At 34.1% G+C, this 21871-nt stretch carries 22 protein-coding genes; 11 read left to right on the forward strand and 11 right to left on the reverse strand.

Features of this window, described 5'->3' with window-relative positions; genetic code table 11:
- Positions 1-2263, reverse strand: a 2263-nt coding sequence (locus tag MK119_RS21405; RefSeq protein WP_290683215.1) for a hemagluttinin family protein, incomplete at its 3' end; no start/stop codon positions are given.
- A gap of 217 nt (positions 2264-2480) precedes the next feature.
- On the opposite strand from MK119_RS21405, the gene MK119_RS21410 reads away from it, so the two are divergent.
- On the forward strand, positions 2481-5534 hold the full coding sequence (locus MK119_RS21410; protein WP_290683217.1) for a DUF2723 domain-containing protein: 3054 nt from the start codon (positions 2481-2483) through the stop codon (positions 5532-5534).
- Positions 5507-6316 carry a class I SAM-dependent methyltransferase gene (locus tag MK119_RS21415; protein ID WP_290683219.1) on the forward strand — a complete coding sequence of 270 codons (810 nt, stop codon included), beginning with the start codon at positions 5507-5509 and terminating at the stop codon, positions 6314-6316. Before MK119_RS21410 ends, MK119_RS21415 begins: the two co-directional genes overlap by 28 nt.
- Before the next feature lie 206 nt (positions 6317-6522).
- On the opposite strand, the gene MK119_RS21420 is transcribed toward MK119_RS21415, so the two are convergent.
- The 9 genes from MK119_RS21420 to MK119_RS21460 all read right to left on the reverse strand — a co-directional run bounded on the left by MK119_RS21420 (position 6523) and on the right by MK119_RS21460 (position 11355).
- The gene (locus tag MK119_RS21420) at positions 6523-7203 is read right to left on the reverse strand and encodes an SCO family protein (protein WP_290683222.1); all 681 of its coding nucleotides are present in this window, start codon (positions 7201-7203) and stop codon (positions 6523-6525) included.
- Positions 7204-7363: 160 nt separating this feature from the next.
- Positions 7364-7744, reverse strand: a complete 381-nt coding sequence (locus MK119_RS21425; protein ID WP_290683224.1) for a hypothetical protein — start codon at positions 7742-7744, stop codon at positions 7364-7366.
- Between the two features lie 19 nt (positions 7745-7763).
- Positions 7764-7970 carry a hypothetical protein gene (locus MK119_RS21430; protein ID WP_290683226.1) on the reverse strand — a complete coding sequence of 69 codons (207 nt, stop codon included), beginning with the start codon at positions 7968-7970 and terminating at the stop codon, positions 7764-7766.
- Between the two features lie 30 nt (positions 7971-8000).
- A complete protein-coding gene (locus tag MK119_RS21435; RefSeq protein ID WP_290683228.1) occupies positions 8001-8318 on the reverse strand; it encodes a hypothetical protein in 318 nt (105 codons plus the stop codon).
- Between the two features lie 27 nt (positions 8319-8345).
- Complete coding sequence (locus tag MK119_RS21440) at positions 8346-8570, reverse strand: hypothetical protein (RefSeq protein WP_290683230.1); 225 nt, start codon at positions 8568-8570, stop codon at positions 8346-8348.
- 111 nt (positions 8571-8681) lie between these two features.
- On the reverse strand, positions 8682-9716 hold the full coding sequence (locus tag MK119_RS21445) for a YHYH protein (protein ID WP_366512856.1): 1035 nt from the start codon (positions 9714-9716) through the stop codon (positions 8682-8684).
- Between the two features lie 213 nt (positions 9717-9929).
- Entirely contained in the window at positions 9930-10409 is a 480-nt protein-coding gene (locus tag MK119_RS21450; protein ID WP_290683232.1) for a Spy/CpxP family protein refolding chaperone, read from the reverse strand.
- Between the two features lie 14 nt (positions 10410-10423).
- Positions 10424-10738, reverse strand: a complete 315-nt coding sequence (locus MK119_RS21455; RefSeq protein ID WP_290683234.1) for a hypothetical protein — start codon at positions 10736-10738, stop codon at positions 10424-10426.
- Between the two features lie 38 nt (positions 10739-10776).
- The gene (locus MK119_RS21460) at positions 10777-11355 is read right to left on the reverse strand and encodes an RNA polymerase sigma factor (protein WP_290683236.1); all 579 of its coding nucleotides are present in this window, start codon (positions 11353-11355) and stop codon (positions 10777-10779) included.
- 76 nt (positions 11356-11431) lie between these two features.
- On the opposite strand from MK119_RS21460, the gene MK119_RS21465 reads away from it, so the two are divergent.
- The 5 genes from MK119_RS21465 to MK119_RS21485 all read left to right on the forward strand — a co-directional run bounded on the left by MK119_RS21465 (position 11432) and on the right by MK119_RS21485 (position 16778).
- Positions 11432-12637 (forward strand): methyltransferase domain-containing protein, encoded by a 1206-nt coding sequence (locus tag MK119_RS21465; RefSeq protein ID WP_290683238.1) that lies wholly within the window; start codon positions 11432-11434, stop codon positions 12635-12637.
- Between the two features lie 35 nt (positions 12638-12672).
- Positions 12673-14529, forward strand: a complete 1857-nt coding sequence (locus tag MK119_RS21470) for an endonuclease (protein WP_290683240.1) — start codon at positions 12673-12675, stop codon at positions 14527-14529.
- Between the two features lie 88 nt (positions 14530-14617).
- Positions 14618-15745 carry a T9SS type A sorting domain-containing protein gene (locus MK119_RS21475; protein ID WP_290683242.1) on the forward strand — a complete coding sequence of 376 codons (1128 nt, stop codon included), beginning with the start codon at positions 14618-14620 and terminating at the stop codon, positions 15743-15745.
- A gap of 86 nt (positions 15746-15831) precedes the next feature.
- Positions 15832-16002 carry a hypothetical protein gene (locus tag MK119_RS21480; RefSeq protein ID WP_290683244.1) on the forward strand — a complete coding sequence of 57 codons (171 nt, stop codon included), beginning with the start codon at positions 15832-15834 and terminating at the stop codon, positions 16000-16002.
- Between the two features lie 410 nt (positions 16003-16412).
- Complete coding sequence (locus MK119_RS21485; RefSeq protein ID WP_290683246.1) at positions 16413-16778, forward strand: T9SS type A sorting domain-containing protein; 366 nt, start codon at positions 16413-16415, stop codon at positions 16776-16778.
- Between the two features lie 138 nt (positions 16779-16916).
- Here the strand turns inward: MK119_RS21485 and MK119_RS21490 are convergent, their stop codons facing one another.
- Entirely contained in the window at positions 16917-17609 is a 693-nt protein-coding gene (locus MK119_RS21490) for an aspartate/glutamate racemase family protein (RefSeq protein WP_290683248.1), read from the reverse strand.
- 74 nt (positions 17610-17683) lie between these two features.
- On the opposite strand from MK119_RS21490, the gene hutI reads away from it, so the two are divergent.
- The 4 genes from hutI to MK119_RS21510 all read left to right on the forward strand — a co-directional run bounded on the left by hutI (position 17684) and on the right by MK119_RS21510 (position 21854).
- Positions 17684-18919 carry an imidazolonepropionase gene (gene hutI, locus MK119_RS21495; protein WP_290683250.1) on the forward strand — a complete coding sequence of 412 codons (1236 nt, stop codon included), beginning with the start codon at positions 17684-17686 and terminating at the stop codon, positions 18917-18919.
- A gap of 261 nt (positions 18920-19180) precedes the next feature.
- Positions 19181-19741 carry a hypothetical protein gene (locus tag MK119_RS21500; RefSeq protein ID WP_290683252.1) on the forward strand — a complete coding sequence of 187 codons (561 nt, stop codon included), beginning with the start codon at positions 19181-19183 and terminating at the stop codon, positions 19739-19741.
- Positions 19742-19813: 72 nt separating this feature from the next.
- A complete protein-coding gene (locus MK119_RS21505) occupies positions 19814-20830 on the forward strand; it encodes a formimidoylglutamase (protein ID WP_290683254.1) in 1017 nt (338 codons plus the stop codon).
- 70 nt (positions 20831-20900) lie between these two features.
- Positions 20901-21854: a bifunctional helix-turn-helix transcriptional regulator/GNAT family N-acetyltransferase gene (locus MK119_RS21510; RefSeq protein ID WP_290683256.1), complete on the forward strand. Its 954-nt coding sequence runs from the start codon at positions 20901-20903 to the stop codon at positions 21852-21854.
- Positions 21855-21871 lie beyond the last annotated feature (17 nt).

Consider the following 21871-nt stretch of genomic DNA (forward strand, 5'->3'; position numbering starts at 1 on the left):
CAGAACTTCCGCCTTCAATTGCAACTGTTAATGTGTTTCCTGATAAAGTAGCAGAAGTTAAGTTTTGATCATCTGTTCCTGTTCCATCAGCCAAACTAGATAAATCTACTCCAGTTCCTCCTGAGATATTTAAAGTCGTCCCTGAAAGCGATAAATTTTGAGTATCCGTATTGTCTAAGTATCCTGATAAATCTACTGTATCTGAACTTCCTGTGATACTTAAAAAATTACCAGATAATGAAATCGCCTGAGAATCCGTACCTGTTCCATCTTGAAGAACAGATAAATCTACACCCATACCATCAGTAATATTAAGCGTTGTTCCTGTCAAAGATAAATCCTGATCATCTGTACCTGTACCATCTTGCAATGACGCTAAATCAACACCAGTTCCACCAGAGATATTTAAAGTTGTCCCTGTTAAAGACAAGTTCTGACTATCAGTATTGTCTAAATATCCTGATAAATCTACCGTAGAAGGATTTCCAGTAATGCTTAATGTGTTTGTTGCTAAAGAGATTGCTTGCGCGTCTGTATTATCTAAATATGGAGATAAATCTACTGTTCCAGCATCTCCAGTAATACTCAAAATATCTGAAGCGACAGAGATAGCTTGTGCATCTGTATTATCTAAGTATGGTGATAAATCGACAGATCCACCATCAGTTAAACTTAATACATTACTTACACTTAATGCTAAATCCTGCGTATCCGAATCCATCATACCTTTCCACTGCGTTCCATCCCAATAGAATGCATTACCAATTTGAGTATCATACACAACCATACCTTCATCTGTAGCTGCTAATGAGCTTCCGAAAGCGGCACGCTGTGCTGTAGTCATTCGGTTTAAGTGTAAACCTTTTGCTGTTCCTGTTAAATCTAAAGATGCATTTGCATTGGGTGTATTAGTACCAATACCAACACTTAATGGAAATGAAGCTCCACCGAGAACCATTGTATTATCGTTTACTGCTGTTGCTTGATTACCAATTGCAACTGCGTTTGTTCCCTGTACATTGGCAGCATTACCTATAGCAATATTATTGGTTGGATTTAATGCACTTGGATCGGTTGAAGAAGCTTGATATCCCATAACTATAGCACCATCATTTTGTGCTACCGTTAAAGAACCAATTGCAATAGCAAATTGATTGTCAATATCTACAGAACGACCAATACCTACAACATCATTTTCTTCGATATCTACTCTATCACCAATACCTACTGAGTAGTCCGCTAGAGTGGACATATTTCCTAAATATCCCAACATAATGGAATAATCACCACGAATATCGTGATCAATACCCATAGAGATTGAGTATTGTCCATCTAAGAACGATTCGTTACCAAATCCCATTACGTTATTATTACTTGCGATAATATTGTATCCAAAGAACATCGTATTTGATCGATCTGTGTTATCAAAATCTGCTCGCGATCCCATACCTATGTTAAACTGACCTTCACGGTTGGTAAACCCTGCGGAGAAACCTACGTAGGTATTATGGTTTGCGTTAGTTGGATTATTGGTACGGTTGTTATCCCAACCTGCTTGTGCTCCAATAAACGTGTTATAATCCGCCCATTCTGTCGCCACACCTGACGCAGCTCCTAAGAATGTGTTGTAAATACCAGCACCAACATCAATACCAGCAGAATCGCCAATACCCGTGTTGTGGTGACCATCATCTACATCACTCATAGACTCACTACCAACACCCGTATTTCGATATCCTGCATTAGCAAATAAACCTACTTCGTTTCCTACAAAGGTTTGCTTGTAACCTGTGGTATTGCTAAATCCTGCATCTTCTCCGATGAAGGTATTTTCATAACCTGTAGTATTGTTAGCTCCAGATTCCTCACCGACGAACGTGTTATCATAACCCGTGGTGTTGTTTTCTCCAGATTCTGCTCCGACGAAGGTGTTATCTCCACCATTGATAGTTAATCGACCAGCCTCATAACCAATGAATGTGTTATCAAAACCAGTAGTGTTGGAATATCCTGCAAGGTATCCGATAGCAACAAGCTCACTTGTTGTAACGCTTCGTCCTGCACTGTAACCAAAGAGTGTTACTCTTGATCCGGAGGTAATAAAACTACCTGTACTATCTCCATAAAATGTGTTGAAGTCTCCGGAAGAAATACTTACTCCAGAACCAGTACCCATAGTCTCATTCAAAGTTTGTGCCTGCATTCCTATGATCCCAAATATACATAGGAAGAACACAACTACGAGGGGTAATTGTTTTCTCATAATAGATTATTGTTAGTTTATTTTATATGATTCTATCAAATATAAAAAAATATAAGTTAACATTTTAGTTAAACATAATTAACATATCGTTAAGAGTTCCCCGTAAAAATACCTGTTTTCCTAAAATATGTATGAGTAATCTGTTTTTATTTTAAGCTGGTGGCTTTTAGATTGAATAATTCTCTTATATTGCAATGAAAAACTAACCTAATTCTACATGTCTAAAGCTGAAAAACTTAGTAGCTGGATACTCTTTATTTTTATATTTTTAATCTATGTAATTTCTGCCCCTAACACCATTGTTTTCTGGGATAGTCCTGAGTTTATTGCAAGTAATTATACACTGCAAGCTTCGCATCCACCAGGTGCTCCTTTTTATACTATACTATGTAAAGTAGTGCTTTCTTTTTTTCCTGCAACCATGGCAGCTTTGATAAGTAATTTGATTTCTGCATTTTTTGGAGCACTGACCTGTACGCTATTATTTAGAATTACTACTAATATTGCCAAACGTATCATTCCTAAAACTAAAGATGATTATTCGCATATGATTTCATTGCTTTCTGGTATTGTTGCAGCGCTTACATTAGCTTTTTCTGATAGTTTTTGGACAGCTTCCACCGAAGCAGAAGTGTATACGTTATCATTTGCGCTCATGGCAGGAATGATTCATTTAATGCTCTTATGGGAAAATACGACAAATCATAAAAAAGAAGTTAGATATGCGCTTTTGATTACTTTACTTTTGGGAATTTCTACTTCTGTTCATTTAATTACAATCGCAATAGTAATTCCGTTTTCGGTTGTTATTGCCCATAAAAAATTTGGACTCACTTTTAAAACATTTTGCATCGCCATTTTTCTTGGTTGTGCAGCTTTTTTTATCATCTATAGATTTATTGTTCAAGGACTTATCAAACTAGCGAATTCATTAGATATTTGGCTTGTGAACTCTTACGAAATGACTCTAAACGCAGGAGTTATAATACTATTGATCTTCATTTCTACAGCTATTGCTTTTGTTTTATTTCTTTCTAAAAAAAGACAACATACACAACTGCATCATACGATACTTGGAGTTGTTTTTTTTCTTGTAGGAATGAGCTCGTTTTTTATGTCAATGCAACGATCGGAAGCAAATTTGTTGATTGCTGATAGTATGCAAAATAGTAATAAAATGCTACAATATGTACGTGCAGAACAGTTTGGTGTTGGAGCTATTCCATTGGTAAAAGGCCCTGTATATAATGCGCCTTTGGATAAAGATGTCCCTTTTCTAGATGGGAAACCAGTGTATAATTATAATGCTGACTCAAAGAAATACGAAATAACACATGATGGAAAGTTCAAAGAAGTGAATTATTCAGATGAGTTTACCATGTTTTTTCCACGTATGTTTGATAAAGGTGATGCTGAAAAATACAGAGCTTGGACAACAATTCAGGGAGAACCCATTAAGTATCCCGTACGTGACAAAATGGTTACCATCAATAAACCGACTTTTGCCGAAAATTTAGGCTTCTTTATCAATTATCAAGTGATTTGGTTGAACGCGCGTTACCTATTCTGGAATTTTATTGGACGACAAAACGATCATCACGGTTTGGGGTATATTAAAGATGGAAATTGGAAAAGTGGTATCAATGCTTTAGATAAAAATCGAATTGGAGATACTTCTGTCACTCCTAACTATTATAAAAATCACAAAGGAAATGATGCGTATTATTTCTTACCCTTTCTCTTAGGTATTTTAGGAATTATCGCATTACGAAAACACAAACAATATTTTTGGATGACCATACTCCTATTCTTAACATTTGGAATTGGAATTACCATTTATGTCAATCCAGTTCCTTCTAGTATTTTGATTCGTGAGCGCGATTATATTTTTATTGGTTCGTTTGTCATTTTCGCCTTATGGGTTGGACTTTCAGTAATATTTCTATCACAAGTTTTAACCGCGATCAAAAATTCAAAAACACGCATTCAAGTTGTTGCTGTAATTGTTTGTGTAGCTGCACCTTTACAATTATTAGCAAAAGGTTGGGACAATCATCAACGAGGACATGATTATTTTGCTTATAATTTTGGAAAAGCCTATTTAGATGCTTGTCCAGAACAAGCTATTTTAATTACCGATGGTGATAATATGACCTTTCCGCTTTGGTATTTACAACAAGTAGAAGGTTACCGAACCGATGTGCGTGTTATTAATTATGATCAGTTAAATATTGATACTCATGTTAATAATTTGAAGAAAGCTTCTTTTGATTCAAAACCTATAAAACTAAATCTCAATTCTGATTTTTACGTAAATGGTATTGAAAAACTTGTGCCGCTTCAAGAAGAAACGAAAAAAGCTGCAATTTTACCTATTATGTTTGAGTTTCTAAAAAAACCAGAAACCCGAATAAACTGGAATGGTCGTATGCGGTATTATATACCTTCAACTTCATTTTCAATTCCAATTGATACGACACGTATTAAAAAATGGTTTGATGCTACAAAATTAAAAGCTTCCTATACTGATGCCATTACTTGGCAACATGCTAAAAAGTTTTATGGTTTAAATGAGATTGTATTAATGAATTTATTGATGAATAATATCAATGAGCGTCCAATATGTTTTGCTAGTAATGGGAAGAAACGTCATCAAATTGGCTTAGAACCGTATTTAATTCAACATGGAATGGTGAGTATTTTAGCGCCTATTCAACGAACAGATCCAAAATTAAACCCCAAAATTATAGCTACAGATATGATGTATCCGTATATTATGAATCAGGTTCAGTTCAATGGTTTAAACGATGATTCCGTTTTTCTTAGAAACGAAAATGCTACATATGCACGTGAAATTTTACGTCAAAACTATTACTTTCTAGCGCAAGCATTATTAGAAGAAGGAGAAACTAAAAAAGCTATTGAAGTTTTAGACAAATGCACAACGCTTTTTCCTAACGAAACAATTCCATACAAGCAGTACGCTTATGCTATTGGAAGGTTGTATGTACGTGCAGGAAACATCCAAAAAGGAACAGAAATTTGTAAGACTGCAACGCAAAATATCTGGGAAGAGTTGCAATGGATGACTTCCTTTGATCCTCCATATCCAATCATAAATTTACGTCATGCTTATCGATTAAAAGGTATGTGTTTTCAAATGATGCAACAGTTTCCAAGCGGTATTCAAAATGCGCCAATAAGTAAGCAAACATTCCGTGGATTTGAAGAAGCTTTTCAAACATGGCAAAAACGAAATTGGCCATACTAATTCCCCAAACTATGTTATTCTCAACCGAAGTTACTTCTTCTAAAATTATCTCTGACAATCCACTGTTTCAACGCACACTGAAAGCGTATCATATTGTAGCTCCATATATTCATGGAAATGTTTTAGAAATTGGTTGTGGGGAAGGTTATGGTGTGGAATTATTGTATAAAAATGCAACTCAATTAACTTTGATTGATAAATCACCATATACTGCTGAATTGATCAATAATAAATATCCAAAAACAACTATTATTCAAGAGAAAATTCCGCCATTAACACAGTTAGCTTCTAACAGTTTTGATGTGGTAGTTTCGTTTCAAGTTATTGAACATATTAAGGATGCAGCATTGTATTTAGAGGAAATTCACCGAGTATTAAAACCAAATGGCAAAGCATATATTTCTACGCCAAATGCAGTAAAAACTATTGCACGAAATCCTTGGCATTATAAAGAATATACCTTTGAAGATTTATCTGCTTTAATTGAAAAAACCTTTACAAACTATACGATTCAAGCAGTCAAAGGAAATGAAAAAACGGATGCGTATTATGAAAAAAACAGAAAATCTGTAGCACGTTTTTTGCGTTATGATATTTTTAAGCTAGAACATAAAATTCCTTCTTGGTTGTTACAGATTCCATATGAAATTGCCAATCGTATGAATCGTAAAAAATTACTACATAAGAATCCTGATTTGGTCAATAGTATTACGTTAGAAGACTATTCTCTTGCGAAACATTCTGAAGCTACACTGGATTTCTTTTGCACATTGGTGAAATAAATGTGTAGACTTCTTATGTTGTTAAATTATTTAGACGCGCTATCGCTTTTAGAGTGTTGCATTTACTTTGTTTTCAGACTCAAAATCATTCCGTATTTCAGACTATTATTGGCTGTATCATAATTGATATTTGATATAGATAGCGAAAGAAAAAAGCTCCACAAAAATATCTGTGAAGCCTTTTGTTGAATGATGAAAACCAAACTTCATTCTTCTTGTAATGTCTTTATATCTGCAATTAATTGATGTAATGCTGTTTTGTTCAAACCATTGTAAATTCCTCTAATTTGTCTGTTTTTATCAATTAAAAGGAAATTTTCAGTATGTAAAAAATCATCTTCTGTTTTGGCTTCTACTAAATCATCTTCTACAAAATAATGATTGCGCCCTAAGTCGTATATCTGAGAACGTTCACCTGTAACTAAATGCCACTTTTTACTATCAATCCCTTTAGTTTCCGCATATCTTTTTAATACTGGTACCGAATCCGTTTCTGGAGTTACAGAATGAGACAAAAGCAAAACCTCATCATCATTTTTAAATTCTTGTTGTAAAATGTCCATATTGGCAGTCATTTTTGGACAAATTCCAGGACAAGTTGTAAAAAAGAAATCAGTTATATAAATCTTATTTTTAAATGTTTCCTCTGTAATTGTTTCCCCATCCTGATTCGTTAAACTAAATGCTGGAATTTGATGAAATGTTTTCTGTGCTGAAGTTCCTTTTTCAAACCAATATGGTGTGAATGATGCTTCTTGATAATACGGTAAGCTCCCTACACGATTATCGAGTTGTTTTCTTCCATCTTTACAGCAACATAGCAATAAAGAAGCAAGAAACACAATGATATATTTAGTTGGTTTGTACAATTTCGTTTTGTAATTCATAACACAATCCTGCTCTTTTTAAGCCAAAAAAACGTCCATTTTTAGCTTCATAATTGTTAAATAACTTTCCATTTTTTCTCCATGCTTGTTGCAAGCCTTCTTCTTTTCCATTGACAATGGTTCTACGTTTGAATTTTTCTCCTGTGATATACCATTGTTCTTAAATTCCGTCTACAATTCCTTTGTTGTGATGTGAGATAGAACGTAAGTTTCCATTGCTCCACCAAGTTTTGGATGTTCCATGTTGTTTTCCGTCTACATAGGTTGCTTCAAAACTTAGCACTCCATCTATAAACCATTTTTTACGTTTTCCTTGTTTCCTTCCATGTACATATTGAATGGTTTCTGCAAGCTGTCCATTTTCGTAAAACGCCTCAGAAACTCCAGAAAATGGCTGTTCTTGATAATACACCAATCCTAAATTAGGTTGTAACCTTAGCTCATTTTTAGAAACTATTACCGAAGTGATTTGAGGACTCACTTCGATACTAGTTTCCAGCTGAGCACCTATTTCTTCACATGATACTAGTAAAAGCATCATGAAAAAAACACTCGCTAAACTATTGAATGGTACTCGGCGTACCTTGATAATTTCCTGGAAATATGATATAATATTCATTTAAATATAATTCGTTTTGAATGTGGTAATGATACTCTCCATCTGGATTATGAGGCGTTGGTCCAAAATGTCCGCCTGAAGCATCCAAATCTGTTGGATAATTACCATCATAATCTCTACGTCTATAAATAAAAAAGCCATCAGACATGATTCCTATTAAATTTCCATCATCGTTAGATCATGCTTTTGGCTCTAAATGATAATGATAACTTTGTGGTCCTGTATGCCCCGCAGAATAATCTAGTGAAGGCAATGCATTATCAATAGGGACATTCGGTCCTTCTTGATCGTTGTATATTACAGCTCCTGTAACTGCAATTCCTATAGGTCCTAAGCCTGTAGCGCTTGAACTCGAAGCCAAGGTAGGATTTGCAGAAACTGTTAATGAAAACGATCCATTAAAGTCATCAATGTTTCCTGGCGTTATATTCTCATACGATGTTACAGTTGGAGCTACAAATAATGGATGGTCTTGTGCTGCTGTTGGTATTCCCATTTTAGCATTGGTGCTAGACCAATATGGTTATGTATGGTTGGGTCTTCCATTGGTTTCTATTTCTACATTGCTACCATTCAACATGATGGTTACATTATTGGTATCAAACTCGTTGAAAGCAGCGTGTAATGTTGCTGTATCTCCGCCATTAGTTGGTGTCGTTGTCGTTGCATCATCATCACTACCGCAAGCAGTTATAAAAACTACCGAAGCTACTAATAGTGTTATAATTACGAATGAATTTCTCTTCATTTTTTTAGGTATTAATTAGGTGTTTTCTATTTTTATATGTGAGTTGTAATTCCTCAGTACTGAAAAAAGCATTGCTGTATTTTCAAATTAGTGTTTTGATCTGTTAAAAAATTACTGTCGTCCTCGTTGCCCTCGCTGACCACCTTGTCTTCCTTGTGGTTTTGGAGCATTTTCAAGTTCTTTTTGAGTAATAAAACCATCATCATTGGTATCTAATTTGGTAAAATCGCGTTGCAATGGACCTTTGACTTCCTCTTTGCTTAACTTTCCATCATTGTTAGAATCCATGTGTTTAAAAATTTGAACTATGCTAGGATGCTCTCTTCTATCTCTTCCTCGTTTTCCTCTTGGAAAACCTCCTAGTTCTCCACGCATTCCGCCTTCTACTTTGAAACTTTTATTTGGTGTTCCTACAAAAAATCGTGGCAGTGAAGGAAAGCTATCTGTAATTACATAATAATACGTTCCTTCAGGGAATTCAGGAGTTTTTCCGAAACGTCCATTCGCTTCATCCAAATCACCATGAACCTTTACATATTCAAAATCGCGCACATAAGTTCCATCGTATACGCCATCTGGTGCTGAAATTCCATCGCCTAGACGATTTCCTTCTCTGAGTTTGTAGCTAGAAGTCAATTCAACAAGTTCATTACTATCATTTGAAGCATAACCATATTTGTAGTAAATCGGAAAACCATCTGCTGCCCAACCAATCAGAAACATACTATTTTCTTTAGCTTGCTGTATAATTCCCCAAGGTGTTCCATGATAATGATATTCTCCTGTTGGCTGTACATGTGCGTTATTACAATCGTCTCCTAAATCTACATTGGTACTTAAGGCCTCTTTTGACCATTCCATATTCATTTGACGCGTCTTAGGATTTACAAAAAATTCCATCGCTGTTGGTTCCATCTTCACACCATTAATAGCTATACCAAAAACATATTCAGGTGTTCCTTGTCCTATCATTCCTTTACTGTAAACAGAAGTAAGTTTTTTATTCTTTTTAGGATGTAAGGCAACTTTATATGTTTTATTTTGAGGAGAAATACGATTCGGGTTTCCAGCGTTTGGGAAACTTCCAGTTGCATGCTTTGGAATCGCATTTGATTTTATAATTCGGTATTTGCCTTGTTGAGTGATGGATACTTCACTCTTTTACTTTACCATCTCTGTACATTCGTATCCATCAGTAACTGAAAAAGTGTTAGTAGTTTCCTGTGCGAATGCGAAATACGCAATCAAAAGAAATATAGGTGAGATTTTACTGTTCATTCTAAAAGATTTCATCTTGTTATTTTATACTTAGATGCAGTCTTTTAAAAAAACTTGTGCAGAGTTTGTATTTTTTTTGGTTTACCCTCCTGGAGGAGGTCCTGGTGGTCTTCCATGAGATCCTCCTTTACGCCCTTTTGGCGGTCTTAGAGCATCTTTGATGAGTTTATTAAAACGTGAACGCTGTTCGTCATTACAAATTTTCTGAACTTCTTTAAAATGATAAAATGTATTTTCATCTCGTAAGCGTATTTTGTCTCCAATGCGACGTGTAATTTCACTTACTTTTTCTTCACTATATGTTGATTGAGAGATGTAATCAAACAATTCATCTTTTAATCTTCTAACATCGCGCATGATTGTCATCATTTCTTCATGATGCGCATCATTCATTTGTGTGAATTTTTCCATTTGAGTTTCGTCAAATTGTAACTCTTTGGCTATAAATTTCCCAGGATTTGGTCCTTTGGGCGATTTATCAACAAAAATTTCATATATAAAATAGCCATTCATTACTAAAAGAAAAGCAACCAAGATGTAGAGTAATGTATTTTTTTTCATTTCCTTCCGCGAGTTTAATTAAATAATGAAGGTTGTTCGTTTCCTGACAATTCATGAAGCTTGGCAAACTCAGAAATGTTAGTATCGTATTCTGTTTGGTTCATTTGATAAATTCCAAAAATATTTATTAAAAACACGCAAATGAATGTAGCCAATTGTAACCTTGGGCTAAACCACCCGAAACTGTTAGAAACAGTTTCTTCCTGTTCCGAAAATAAACGCTGTAAGGTTTTGTCTCTAAAAAAGGGAGACACCTCTACTTCACTAATCGTATCAAGAACGTCCAATGTAGCATCAATATTATCTTGTATGTCTTTTAATTTCCTCATAATTCTCTTTTAGATGCAATTTTTTTATAAAACTTGCGTTAGATTGAATTTTTATAAAAATTTGCTAAGATTTTTTGTAAATTTTTCTTGGCACGAAACATTAAGGATTCTACAGAATATAAACTTTTCTCTGTAATTTCACCTACTTCCTTATAGCTTAAACCATCGATCTTATGCAATGTAAATACAACACGTTGCGCTTCTGGTAATTGATGAATAGCTCTAAAAATAGTTTCGCTTTTTTCTTTGTTCTCTAATAAAATTCCTGGATGATTCATTTCTGTGAAATACGACGTTTTATCTAATGGAATTTCATTTCCAAAAATAGATTGCATAAACGCAAAACGTTTTTTGGTGTTTTTCTTTCGGATAAATTCTAACGATTTATTTGTGGAAATTCTATAAATCCATGTGGATAGCTTTGAGTTTCCTTTAAATTTATGAATCGATCGAAATACTTCTACAAAGACTTCTTGCGCTATATCTTCTGCGTCTTCTATATTTGGGACAAAAGACAAACAAGTATGAAAAACACGTTGCCCATACTCATCCAAAAGAAGACTGTAAGCTGTGCGTTTTCCTTCTCGTAAATCGTTTATAAAAGTAGTTTCGTCCAATAGTTTTGTTTGATTCTTTAAATTAACTAAAAAATATAAACATAAAACAATACCTTTGCGCTTTAATTTGAATTAGATGCGATTACACAGAAATTTGGTTTTTTCCGTAATAGATGGATTAAATCTAATATTTAATGAAGGAGCGTATGCCGACAAAGTAGTTGAAAAGTTACTGAAAAGAGATGCCCGTTGGGGAAGTCGCGATCGTAAGTTTGTTGCAGAAACTACATATGAAATTGTACGTTGGAAACGCTTGTATGCTGAGATTGCTGATATTAAGGAAAATTATTCTCGTGAAAACCTATGGCGCATGTTTGCGGTTTGGGCAACACTAAGAGGTATTGAGTTACCCGATTGGAATCAACTTGCCGGAACGCCAACACGTAGAATTAAAGGTCGCTTTGATGAACTTTCAAAGATTCGAAAAATTAAAGAGTCTATTCCTGATTGGTTAGATGATTTGGGAGTTAAAGAGCTCGGAGAAGCAGTTTGGACGAAAGAAATTAATGCACTAAATAAGCAAGCAGACGTTATTTTACGTGCCAATACACTCAAAACTACCAAAGACAAATTACAAGAATTGTTGTCTAAGCTTGATATAGAGACAGAAACAATTAATGGATATGCTTCTGCATTACGTTTAAAACAACGTGCCAATATTTTTAAGAATGATGCTTTTAAAAGCGGAATGTTTGAAGTGCAAGATGCTTCTTCTCAATTGGTTTCTGAGTTATTAGATGTAAAACCAGGAATGAAAGTGGTGGACACTTGTGCTGGTGCTGGAGGAAAGTCATTGCATTTAGCAGCTTTGATGGAAAATAAAGGACAACTAATTTCTCTAGATATTTATGAAGGAAAACTGCGTGAATTGAAGCGTAGAGCACGACGAAATGGTGCTCACAATATAGAAACGCGCGTGATTTCTTCCACGAAAGTGATTAAAAAATTATATGACAAAGCCGATCGTGTATTGATTGATGCTCCATGTTCTGGATTGGGTGTTTTACGTAGAAATCCAGATGCAAAATGGAAAATTCAGCCCGATTTTCTAGAAAAAATAAAAAATACACAGCAAGATATTTTACAACGATACTCTCGTATGGTAAAGTCTGGCGGAAAATTAGTATATGCTACCTGTTCTATCTTACCTTCAGAAAATCAAGAACAAGTAGAGAAATTTTTAGCCACAAATGATGAGTTTACATTAGTAGAGGATAAGAAAGTTTTAGCTTCAGAATCTGGATTTGACGGATTTTACATGGCTTTACTACAGCGAAAATAGAACCCTAAATTATTTCAATATATATTTTATTTACAATGAAAAGAACATTACTTTTTTTAATCGGATTGATATCATTCTCTGCTGTTGCACAACAGTCGTATTATAATGATGTGAATCTTACCCTGACGGGAACACAATTGCGTGATGCTTTGGCTACTAAAGTAATCAATACACACTCAAATTCTTTATCATATTCTGAAGTTTGGGATGCAACAATGGTTACCGATCTTGATCCTAACAATTCAAATAATGTATTGTTATTATACGGTTGGGAAAATGGGAGTGACGGTGATGTTACTAACGATTTATCAAGAGATAAGAATAATAACGGAGGGAGTAACGGTCAATGGAACAGAGAGCATACATTTGCAAACTCTTTGGCTAGTCCTGATTTAGATGCAAATACAACAAATGGACCTCCATATAGCGATGCTCACAATTTACGTTCAACAGACGTACAACGTAATGGACAACGTGGAAATCGTTTGTTTTCTGCAGGTTCAGGAAATTCAGGAACTGTTGGTGCATACTGGTATCCTGGTGATGCAACTTCTGGAGGAACTGATTGGCGTGGTGATGTAGCTAGAATTGTAATGTATATGTATATTCGTTATGGAAATCAATGTGCTCCTAATTTAGTAGCTAATGGAACTACAAATAGTGTAGATTCTAATATGATTGACTTATTGTTAGAATGGAATGCAGCAGATCCTGTGTCTCCTCATGAAGATGCACGTAATGCATATCACGAAGATATTTTTAACGCAACTGCACAAGGAAATCGTAACCCGTTTATTGATAATCCTCGTTTAGCAACTCAGATTTGGGGAGGAACTCCTGCGGAAGACCGTTGGGGAATTTTTAGTGGTGATACTGAAGCGCCTAGCATACCAATGAACGTAGTGGTAAGTAACGAAACTTCAAATACTATTGATCTTTCTTGGGATGCTTCAACAGATAATATTGGTGTTACTGCATACGAAATATACGTTGGCGGAATGCTAAATCAAACAGTTGCGACTACAAATGCTACTATTACTGGTTTATCGGCTTCTACAACTTACTCTTTTACAGTATTAGCCAAAGATGCAGAAGGAAATAGTTCAGCACAATCAACTCCTGCAAATGGAACGACATTAGCTGGCGGCGGTGGATCAGGAGGCAATTTGTACATCTCTGAATATATGGAAGGAAGTTCATTCAACAAAGCCTTAGAAATTGCCAACTTTACTGGATCGACTGTTGATTTAAATACTCCTGGAGAAGTTTATACGCTAAAAATTAGCACTAATGGAAATGCTACATGGAATTCAACCTATTCATTCCCTATGGGTGCTATGATTAATGACGGCGATGTATATGTAATTGCACATACTAGTTTGGCTGTTTGTACTGGAGTTGTAGACGATTCTGATAATACAATTACAGGTTATAATGGAAATGATGCTATTGGTTTATTTAAAAATGATGTATTAATTGATATTCTTGGAACTTTAGGAGATAATAGTGATTATGCTGAAAATACAACTTTAGTTAGAAAGGCGAGTGTCAATTCGGCAAATACAACTTATACGCCAAGCGAGTGGGATACTTTCCCTTCTAATACATGTTCAGACTTAGGAATGCATACGCAAACTTTAAGTGTAGCATCGTTTGATATTAATGAGTTTACAATATATCCTAATCCAGTGAATGGAAATGTGGTATACATCAACACAAAAAATAATACACAAGTTACCGCTGTAAAAATCTATGATATTACTGGAAAAGAGATTTTACAACAAATAAATCCTACTAGTGAAATCAATGTTCAGGGGCTACAACAAGGAATGTACATATTACAAATAAAATCTAAAAATCAAACAATTACTAAAAAGTTGATAAAACAATAGGTAATTACACGTGATTTATAAAAAGCGATACTATTCTCACGAAATAGTATCGCTTTTTTTTTAGCTTTATGTAAAATTAAAACCAGCCATGAAAAAAATTACCCCTGTACTACTTGTACTTTTTTGCTCATTTAGTTCTTATTCGCAAGATACCGAAGCACCTACAACTCCAATAAACTTTCAATTTGTAGACAATCCAATAGTGCAACCAGATAATATTTCTGTAGAATGGGAACATTCAACAGATAATATTGGTGTAGTCACCTACGAAATATACATTAACGGTACGTTATCAAGAATTGTAGACTATGATGGGGCTAATGCTATTCAATATGCCAGTTATCTTAACTATCCTAATGGAACATATTGCTTAACTATTCTTGCTAGAGACGCAGCAGGAAATGCCTCTCCTTTATCTGATCAAGTTTGTAAAACTGTCAATGTAATTTACCAAAATGGTCCTCCTGAGCTCTATTTGTCTGGTTTTTTAAATTATACAGGAAGTGAGAAAGCCATTGAAATATCGAATATGACTAATAGTACCATTGATTTATCAGATTACTCTGTGAAAATAAGTTATGATGGTAGTACAACATGGGATGTAGTATATACATTCCCGGCTAATTCTGTAATACCTTCTTTAGAAAGTTTTATTATTGCGCACCCTAGTCTTTCAATTTGTTCAACTATGATTTCAAATTTAGGAATCAATATTGATTATAGCACTAATCTTACTAGCATTAATGGAAATGATGCCATTGGTTTATTTAAGTATGATATTTTATATGATATCATTGGAGAATTGGGCAATAATGCCACACATACAAATACCGATCAATTTATTAAAAGAGGTACCTATGCTACCACAATACCTTCCACTTCTTTTAATGTGAACACTTGGGATATTGAAGTAAGTAATGGAAGTTGTCCTAGTTCATTTGGATTCCCTAATATGGCTTTATTAAATATAAAAGAGCAAGAATTGAATTCATTTGAAATATATCCTAACCCAACTAATGGAAACATTGTGTACATCAAGAATCAAAATAATGTAGAAATCGCTACTGTAAAAATATTTGACCTCACAGGAAAACAAGTTTTACAACAAACAAATCCTTCAAATAAAATCAATGTCGAAACATTACAGCAAGGAATGTATATTCTTCAACTAGAAATCAACAACAATATGATTACCAAAAAATTAATAAAAAAATAAAAAGTATACAGTTTTATAAATATGGTTGAGTTAAATAAAGTGTGAATCTAATTTTTAATACTTTTAAATAAAAAAATTGTACACCTATGAAAAAAATTACATGCGCTATTTTACCGTTCTTGGCTACACTTTCTTGTTTTGCTCAAGTTACAGAACCGCCAAGTACTCCAACAAATTTAGTTATTGATTATCTAATTGGTTATTTAGGCTGTAGTTCTTCTACAGACAATGTTCAGTTCATAGAATATGATATGTAAGTAAATGATGTAATTCGACTCACTATTGATCACCTGCCAAATGCAGGAAATACAGTTATTTTAAACGATTTAGAGTAATTCAATTACGGGGAAACATATATATTTGAAGTATTAGCTTGAAATACTTCTATCAATGAATCTTCTTTTAGTAACTATGCATCTTTTGCTGCTAGTGTTTAGGAACTAACCACTTCCCAAATCACGCATTCATTTCAAGAATAATGAACGGTGATAATGATAATAAAGTAATTGAGGTTTTAAACATCAATGAATTCTATTTTGATCTATCTGGTTTTAGTTTAAAATAAGTCACGACGGAAATGACGTCAATGGTTTGTTTTATAATTATTTACTCATTGATCGCCTTGGAAATTTAGAGGAAAAACATTACATATATTGGAGCCAATGAAATGGGACTCAGAACTTATTACGTAGATCAACATATACCTTGGACGGTAGCACCTATTACTGAATATTTAAATGTTTGTGTAGACTTTTTAGGAGAAGAATACTATTTACTAAGTATTCCAGAAGTAACTGCCAAAACTGTCGCTGTATATCCAAATCCTGTAAAAGGGAATGTTTTATATTTTGAATCAAAAAACGGTCAGCATATACATTCAGTTGCTATTGTAGACACGACAGGAAAAATGATTTTATCTGGCGCACAAATTCGCAACAATCAGTTAGACATTCAAAATATATCTCAGGGAATTTATTTTGTTAAAATTCAATCAGGCGATAAAGTCAGCATTCACAAAATGATTCGTCAATAAATAATTAAAAAATTACTTCAAGAAAAAAGCTCCAAATGTACATTTTGAGCTTTTATATATTACATAATTATGCCAGTTATCATGTAATTTCCTGTAAAAATAATAAGTATTTTTTAATCATAAAAATCATGCAAATAACTAATTCATTGCCAAATACATAGCTTTAGTTGCATGAATTTTAGTAGTATCAAATACAGGAATGGAAACATCTTTTTGTTGTATCAATAATGGAATTTCTGTACATCCCAAAATAACACCTTCTGCTCCTTCTTCATTCTTTAAACGTTCTATAATTTGCACATAGTTTGCGCGTGAACTTTCTTTCAATTCTCCTTTGGGCAATTCTTCGTAAATCACACGATTAATTTCTTTTCGCTCTTCTGCATTCGGAATTAACGAATTGATTCCAAATGAGCTCAATACATCTTTATAAAAATCCATTTCCATGGTGTACTTAGTTCCTAACAATAAAACCGTTTTTAAGTTCTTTTCTACGATTTTTTCCGCTGTTGCTTCTGCAATATGAATTACAGGTACAGAAACGCTTTTACGAACTGCTTCAATGGTTAAATGCATGGTGTTTGCTGTGATTAGAACCAAACTTGCACCAGCATTTTCTAGATTTTTTGCAGCGTCAGCCATAATTTCATCTAACAAATCCCAACATCCTTCGTGCTGTAATTTTTTAATCTGCCCAAAATCAACCGAATTGATAAGACATTTTGCAGAATGTGATGTGCCAGTATGTTCTTCGGCTAAATCATTTAAAATTTGATAATATAATATAGTAGATTGTGGTGTAATGCCACCAATAAGTCCAATAGTTTTCATGATCGAGAATTAATGCTGTTAAAATTAGGGATTTATTTGCTTTGCTTCTACATTTGTAACTATAATTTTAGCACATGACAACCTTACTCATCAACATCACAGAATTACTACAAGTTAGAGACAACAATGTTTCCAAAATTGCTGGAGCTGACATGAAAATGCTACCAATATTGGAAAATGCATATCTCTATATTAAAGATGATATCATTGCCGATTTTGGTTTGATGGCTGATATTGAAATCGCTTCCGCAGATACTATTATTGACTGTACTAATAAAGTAGTATTACCAACTTGGTGCGATAGTCATACACATCTAGTCTACGCAGGAAACAGAGCACAAGAATTTGTGGATCGTATCAATGGTTTGAGTTATGAAGAAATTGCCAATCGTGGTGGTGGCATTTTAAACTCTGCTAAAAAATTACAAGAAACTTCCGAAGATGAACTCTTTGCACAATCTGCCAAACGTTTGGAAGAAGTAATGCAAATGGGAACTGGCGCCATAGAAATCAAATCAGGTTATGGACTTACCATAGAAGCTGAACTCAAAATGTTACGTGTGGCAAAACGTTTAAAAGAGGCGTATAATTTCCCAATCAAAACCACATTTTTAGGTGCACATGCAGTTCCAGCTAATTACAAAGGAAATCAAGAAGATTATATGGACTTGGTAATTGACGAAATGTTACCAAAAGTTGCCGAACAAAACCTCGCGGAATACGTGGATATTTTTTGCGAAAAAGGCTATTTCACCTTAGAAGATACTGAACGTTTACTCAAAGCTGCACAACAGTATAATTTAATTCCAAAAATTCACGTTAACCAATTCAATGCATTTGGTGGCGTGGCTTTGGGCGTGCAATACAATGCACTTTCGGTAGATCATTTAGAAGAACTCAACGACGACGATATAGAAGCATTACAAGGAAGTATTACCATGCCAGTGGCGTTACCTTCCTGTTCATACTTTTTAAGCATTCCATATACGCCAGCAAGAAGACTCATGGATGCAGGTTTGCCTGTAGCACTAGCAACCGATTACAATCCAGGTTCTACACCTTCTGGAAATATGAATTTTGTTGTAAGTACGGCTTGTATCAAAATGAAAATGACGCCAGAAGAAGCTATCAATGCAGCAACTATCAACGGAGCTTATGCTATGGGACTTTCTGAAACACATGGAAGTATCACCAAAGGAAAAGCTGCTAATTTGATCATTACCAAAGAAATTCCGTCGTTTCATGTATTGCCGTATGCTTTTGGAGACAACAATATTGAGCAAGTATTGATTAATGGAAAGGTAATTTAGGTTTCTTAGATTATTAGGCACGCTTTACTTTTAGATGGTTGGAAACGCTATACTTTAAGTATTTTGACATGAACTTTCAATTGTTCTTAAAACTTGACCAATACCTAATTCCCAAAACCTAATCCCTAAATTTTAGACACACTTCGCTGTTAGTTTTTTTAAAATACGTCACTGCGAGGAGTTTACGACGTGGCAGTCTGTTTCTTGTTAAAATCAAAATACGTTTTTAAAAATAGATTTATCTTTAAAAAAAATATCTCTATGCTTAATTTTTCGCTTCCTCAGAATGGTCCGCTGTCTAGTTTAATGATTATTGAAGGAATTTCAGATTTCAAAGCTGCAATTGCGTACGTAAACGAGTTACCTTACGGAAGAACGTCTGATCGTAGTGAGTATCGTTTGATCATACCTGAACAAAAAGGTACTTGTTCTACCAAACACGCTTTTTTAAAGCAACTCGCAATCGAAAGTCAACAAAAAGCTGTACAATTATTCATTGGGATTTATGAAATGAACGAAGCCAATACTAAAGGTGTAGGAAGCGTTTTAAACCACTATCAACTCAATTACATTCCCGAAGCACATACCTATCTAAAAATTGAAGGAAACGTAGTAGACATTACACGATCTACCACAAACAAAACTCTTTTTTTAAATAGTTTGATAATTGAACAAGAAATTCTCCCACATCAAATCGCAGATTACAAAGTACAATGGCATCAAAACTTACTAAAACAATGGATTCAAGAAGGACAACGCTCCTACTCTTTTGAAAAAATCTGGAAGATTCGGGAGGAATGTATTGCGGCTTTATCAAATTAATTTACTCGTATTTTATTTTTCTTCAAACCAATTAAAAACGTACATTAGCAATACGATTGATTTGATTAGAACATGTTACACTTGTACACTCGCGCAAACCTCAACGCACTGATTTCCAAACGAGATGGCGAAACTAAATTCGGAGAAAAAGTAGAAACACTTTTATCTGCTGAAAATTTAATCGCACAATTAGAGCAAAGCGATGCTAAATATGTGCTTTTCGGAATTCCTGAAGATATTGGGATTCGTGCCAATCATGGAAAAACAGGTGCCACAACTGCATGGAATGCTGCTTTAAAATCGCTCGTAAATACGCAAGATAATGCCTATAACAAAGGGAAACGTTTGTTAGTCTTAGGTCATTTAGATTTTTCTGAATTATTAGTAACTGCTAATAAAATGTATCCGAATGCGTATGATTATCATCAAAAACTTAGCGAATTAGTTGATAAGATTGATGAAGAAGTGAGTTACCTAGTGTATCAAATTGTAAGTGCTGGCAAAATTCCAATTATTATTGGTGGCGGACATAACAATGCGTATGGAAATATTAAAGGTGCTGCCTTAGGGAAAAGCAAATCTATCAATGTAGTAAATTTTGATGCGCATACCGATTTTAGAAGTTTAGAAGGAAGACATAGCGGCAATGGTTTCAGTTATGCCTTTAAAAAGAGCTTTTTAAATAAGTATTTTATGTTTGGATTGCATGAAAATTACACCTCTAAAAAAGTCTTTAAAACCATAGATAACTACTCAGATCGTATTAAATACAATACGTTTGAAGGAATTAAAATTCGTCATGAGCAAGGATTTACTTTTCAGTTAAACACTGTGCTTAATTTTATTGACAATCGTCCTTTTGGTGTAGAAATTGACTGCGATTCTATTGAAAATGTTCCAAGTAGTGCTATGACACCAAGTGGCTTTACCGCCAACGAAGCACGTATGTTTGCCTCATTCTTTGGAAAACAAAAAAATGCTAGTTATTTACACTTGTGTGAAGCCGCACCAAATGCCGACAATCCGCAAGAAACGTATTTGGTAGGGAAACTTCTAAGTTATTTAATTACCGATTTTATGCGTAAATAATTCAATTCTATTTGGATATGCTTTAAATGTTACATATATTTACATAAGTACTTATATAAACAACTATACAATGGATGCTTTACGTGAATTTAGAGAGATTAGTTTGGGTTCAAGATTGAATCGCATGAGCGATGTGATGATGAAAGAAACTCAGAAAGTATATACTTATTACGGAATTGACTTTGATCCGTATTTATTCCCTGCTTTTAAGATTATTTCACTAAAAAATAAAACAACAAACACCGAAATTAGAGAATTGCTTAATGTCTCTCAACCTGCAATTACACAGACATTACATAAACTTTTAAAGAAAGAATTGATCAATATTAACAGTGATGAAATAGACAAACGCAAAAAAATTATTTCACTCTCTGATAAAGGTGAAAAATTACTCATCAAAATGATTCCGATTTGGAATGTAATTCATGAAACTGTTGAAAAACTGACAACGTTTCCTTCTGAAAATTTGGTTGGACATTTGAGTCAACTAGAAGATGCTTTTTCGGAAAAAAGTATGAGTGAACGTGTGATTTCTAATATGAAATCTAGTGAGCATTCAGAAATTACAATTATTTCTTTTGATGAAAAATATACTGAAGACTTTTATAATTTGAATATAGAATGGTTGGAAACTTTTTTCTATGTAGAATCGCATGACAAAGTAGTGTTAAGCAATGCAAAAAGCTATATTATTGACAAAGGCGGACATATCTTTTTTGCCAAAGATGGTGAACATATAGTAGGAACTGTAGCCTTGATAAAAATAGAAGATGGTATTTTTGAATTGAGCAAGATGGCAGTTTCACCAGCATTTAGAGGTAAAAAAATTGGTCAAAAATTGATGCAACATTGTATCAGTTTTAGCAAAGAACAAAACTATACAAAACTCATTCTGTACTCCAATCGAAAACTTGAAAACGCTATTTATATCTACGAAAAATATGGTTTTAAGGAAATTCCTATGGAAAAAGATAGTCCTTATGAACGTAGCAATATTAAAATGGAACTGCCTTTAGATTCTTAAGCAGTTTTGTATATTCA

The organism is Kordia sp., from assembly GCF_022447245.1.
GTDB lineage: Bacteria > Bacteroidota > Bacteroidia > Flavobacteriales > Flavobacteriaceae > Kordia.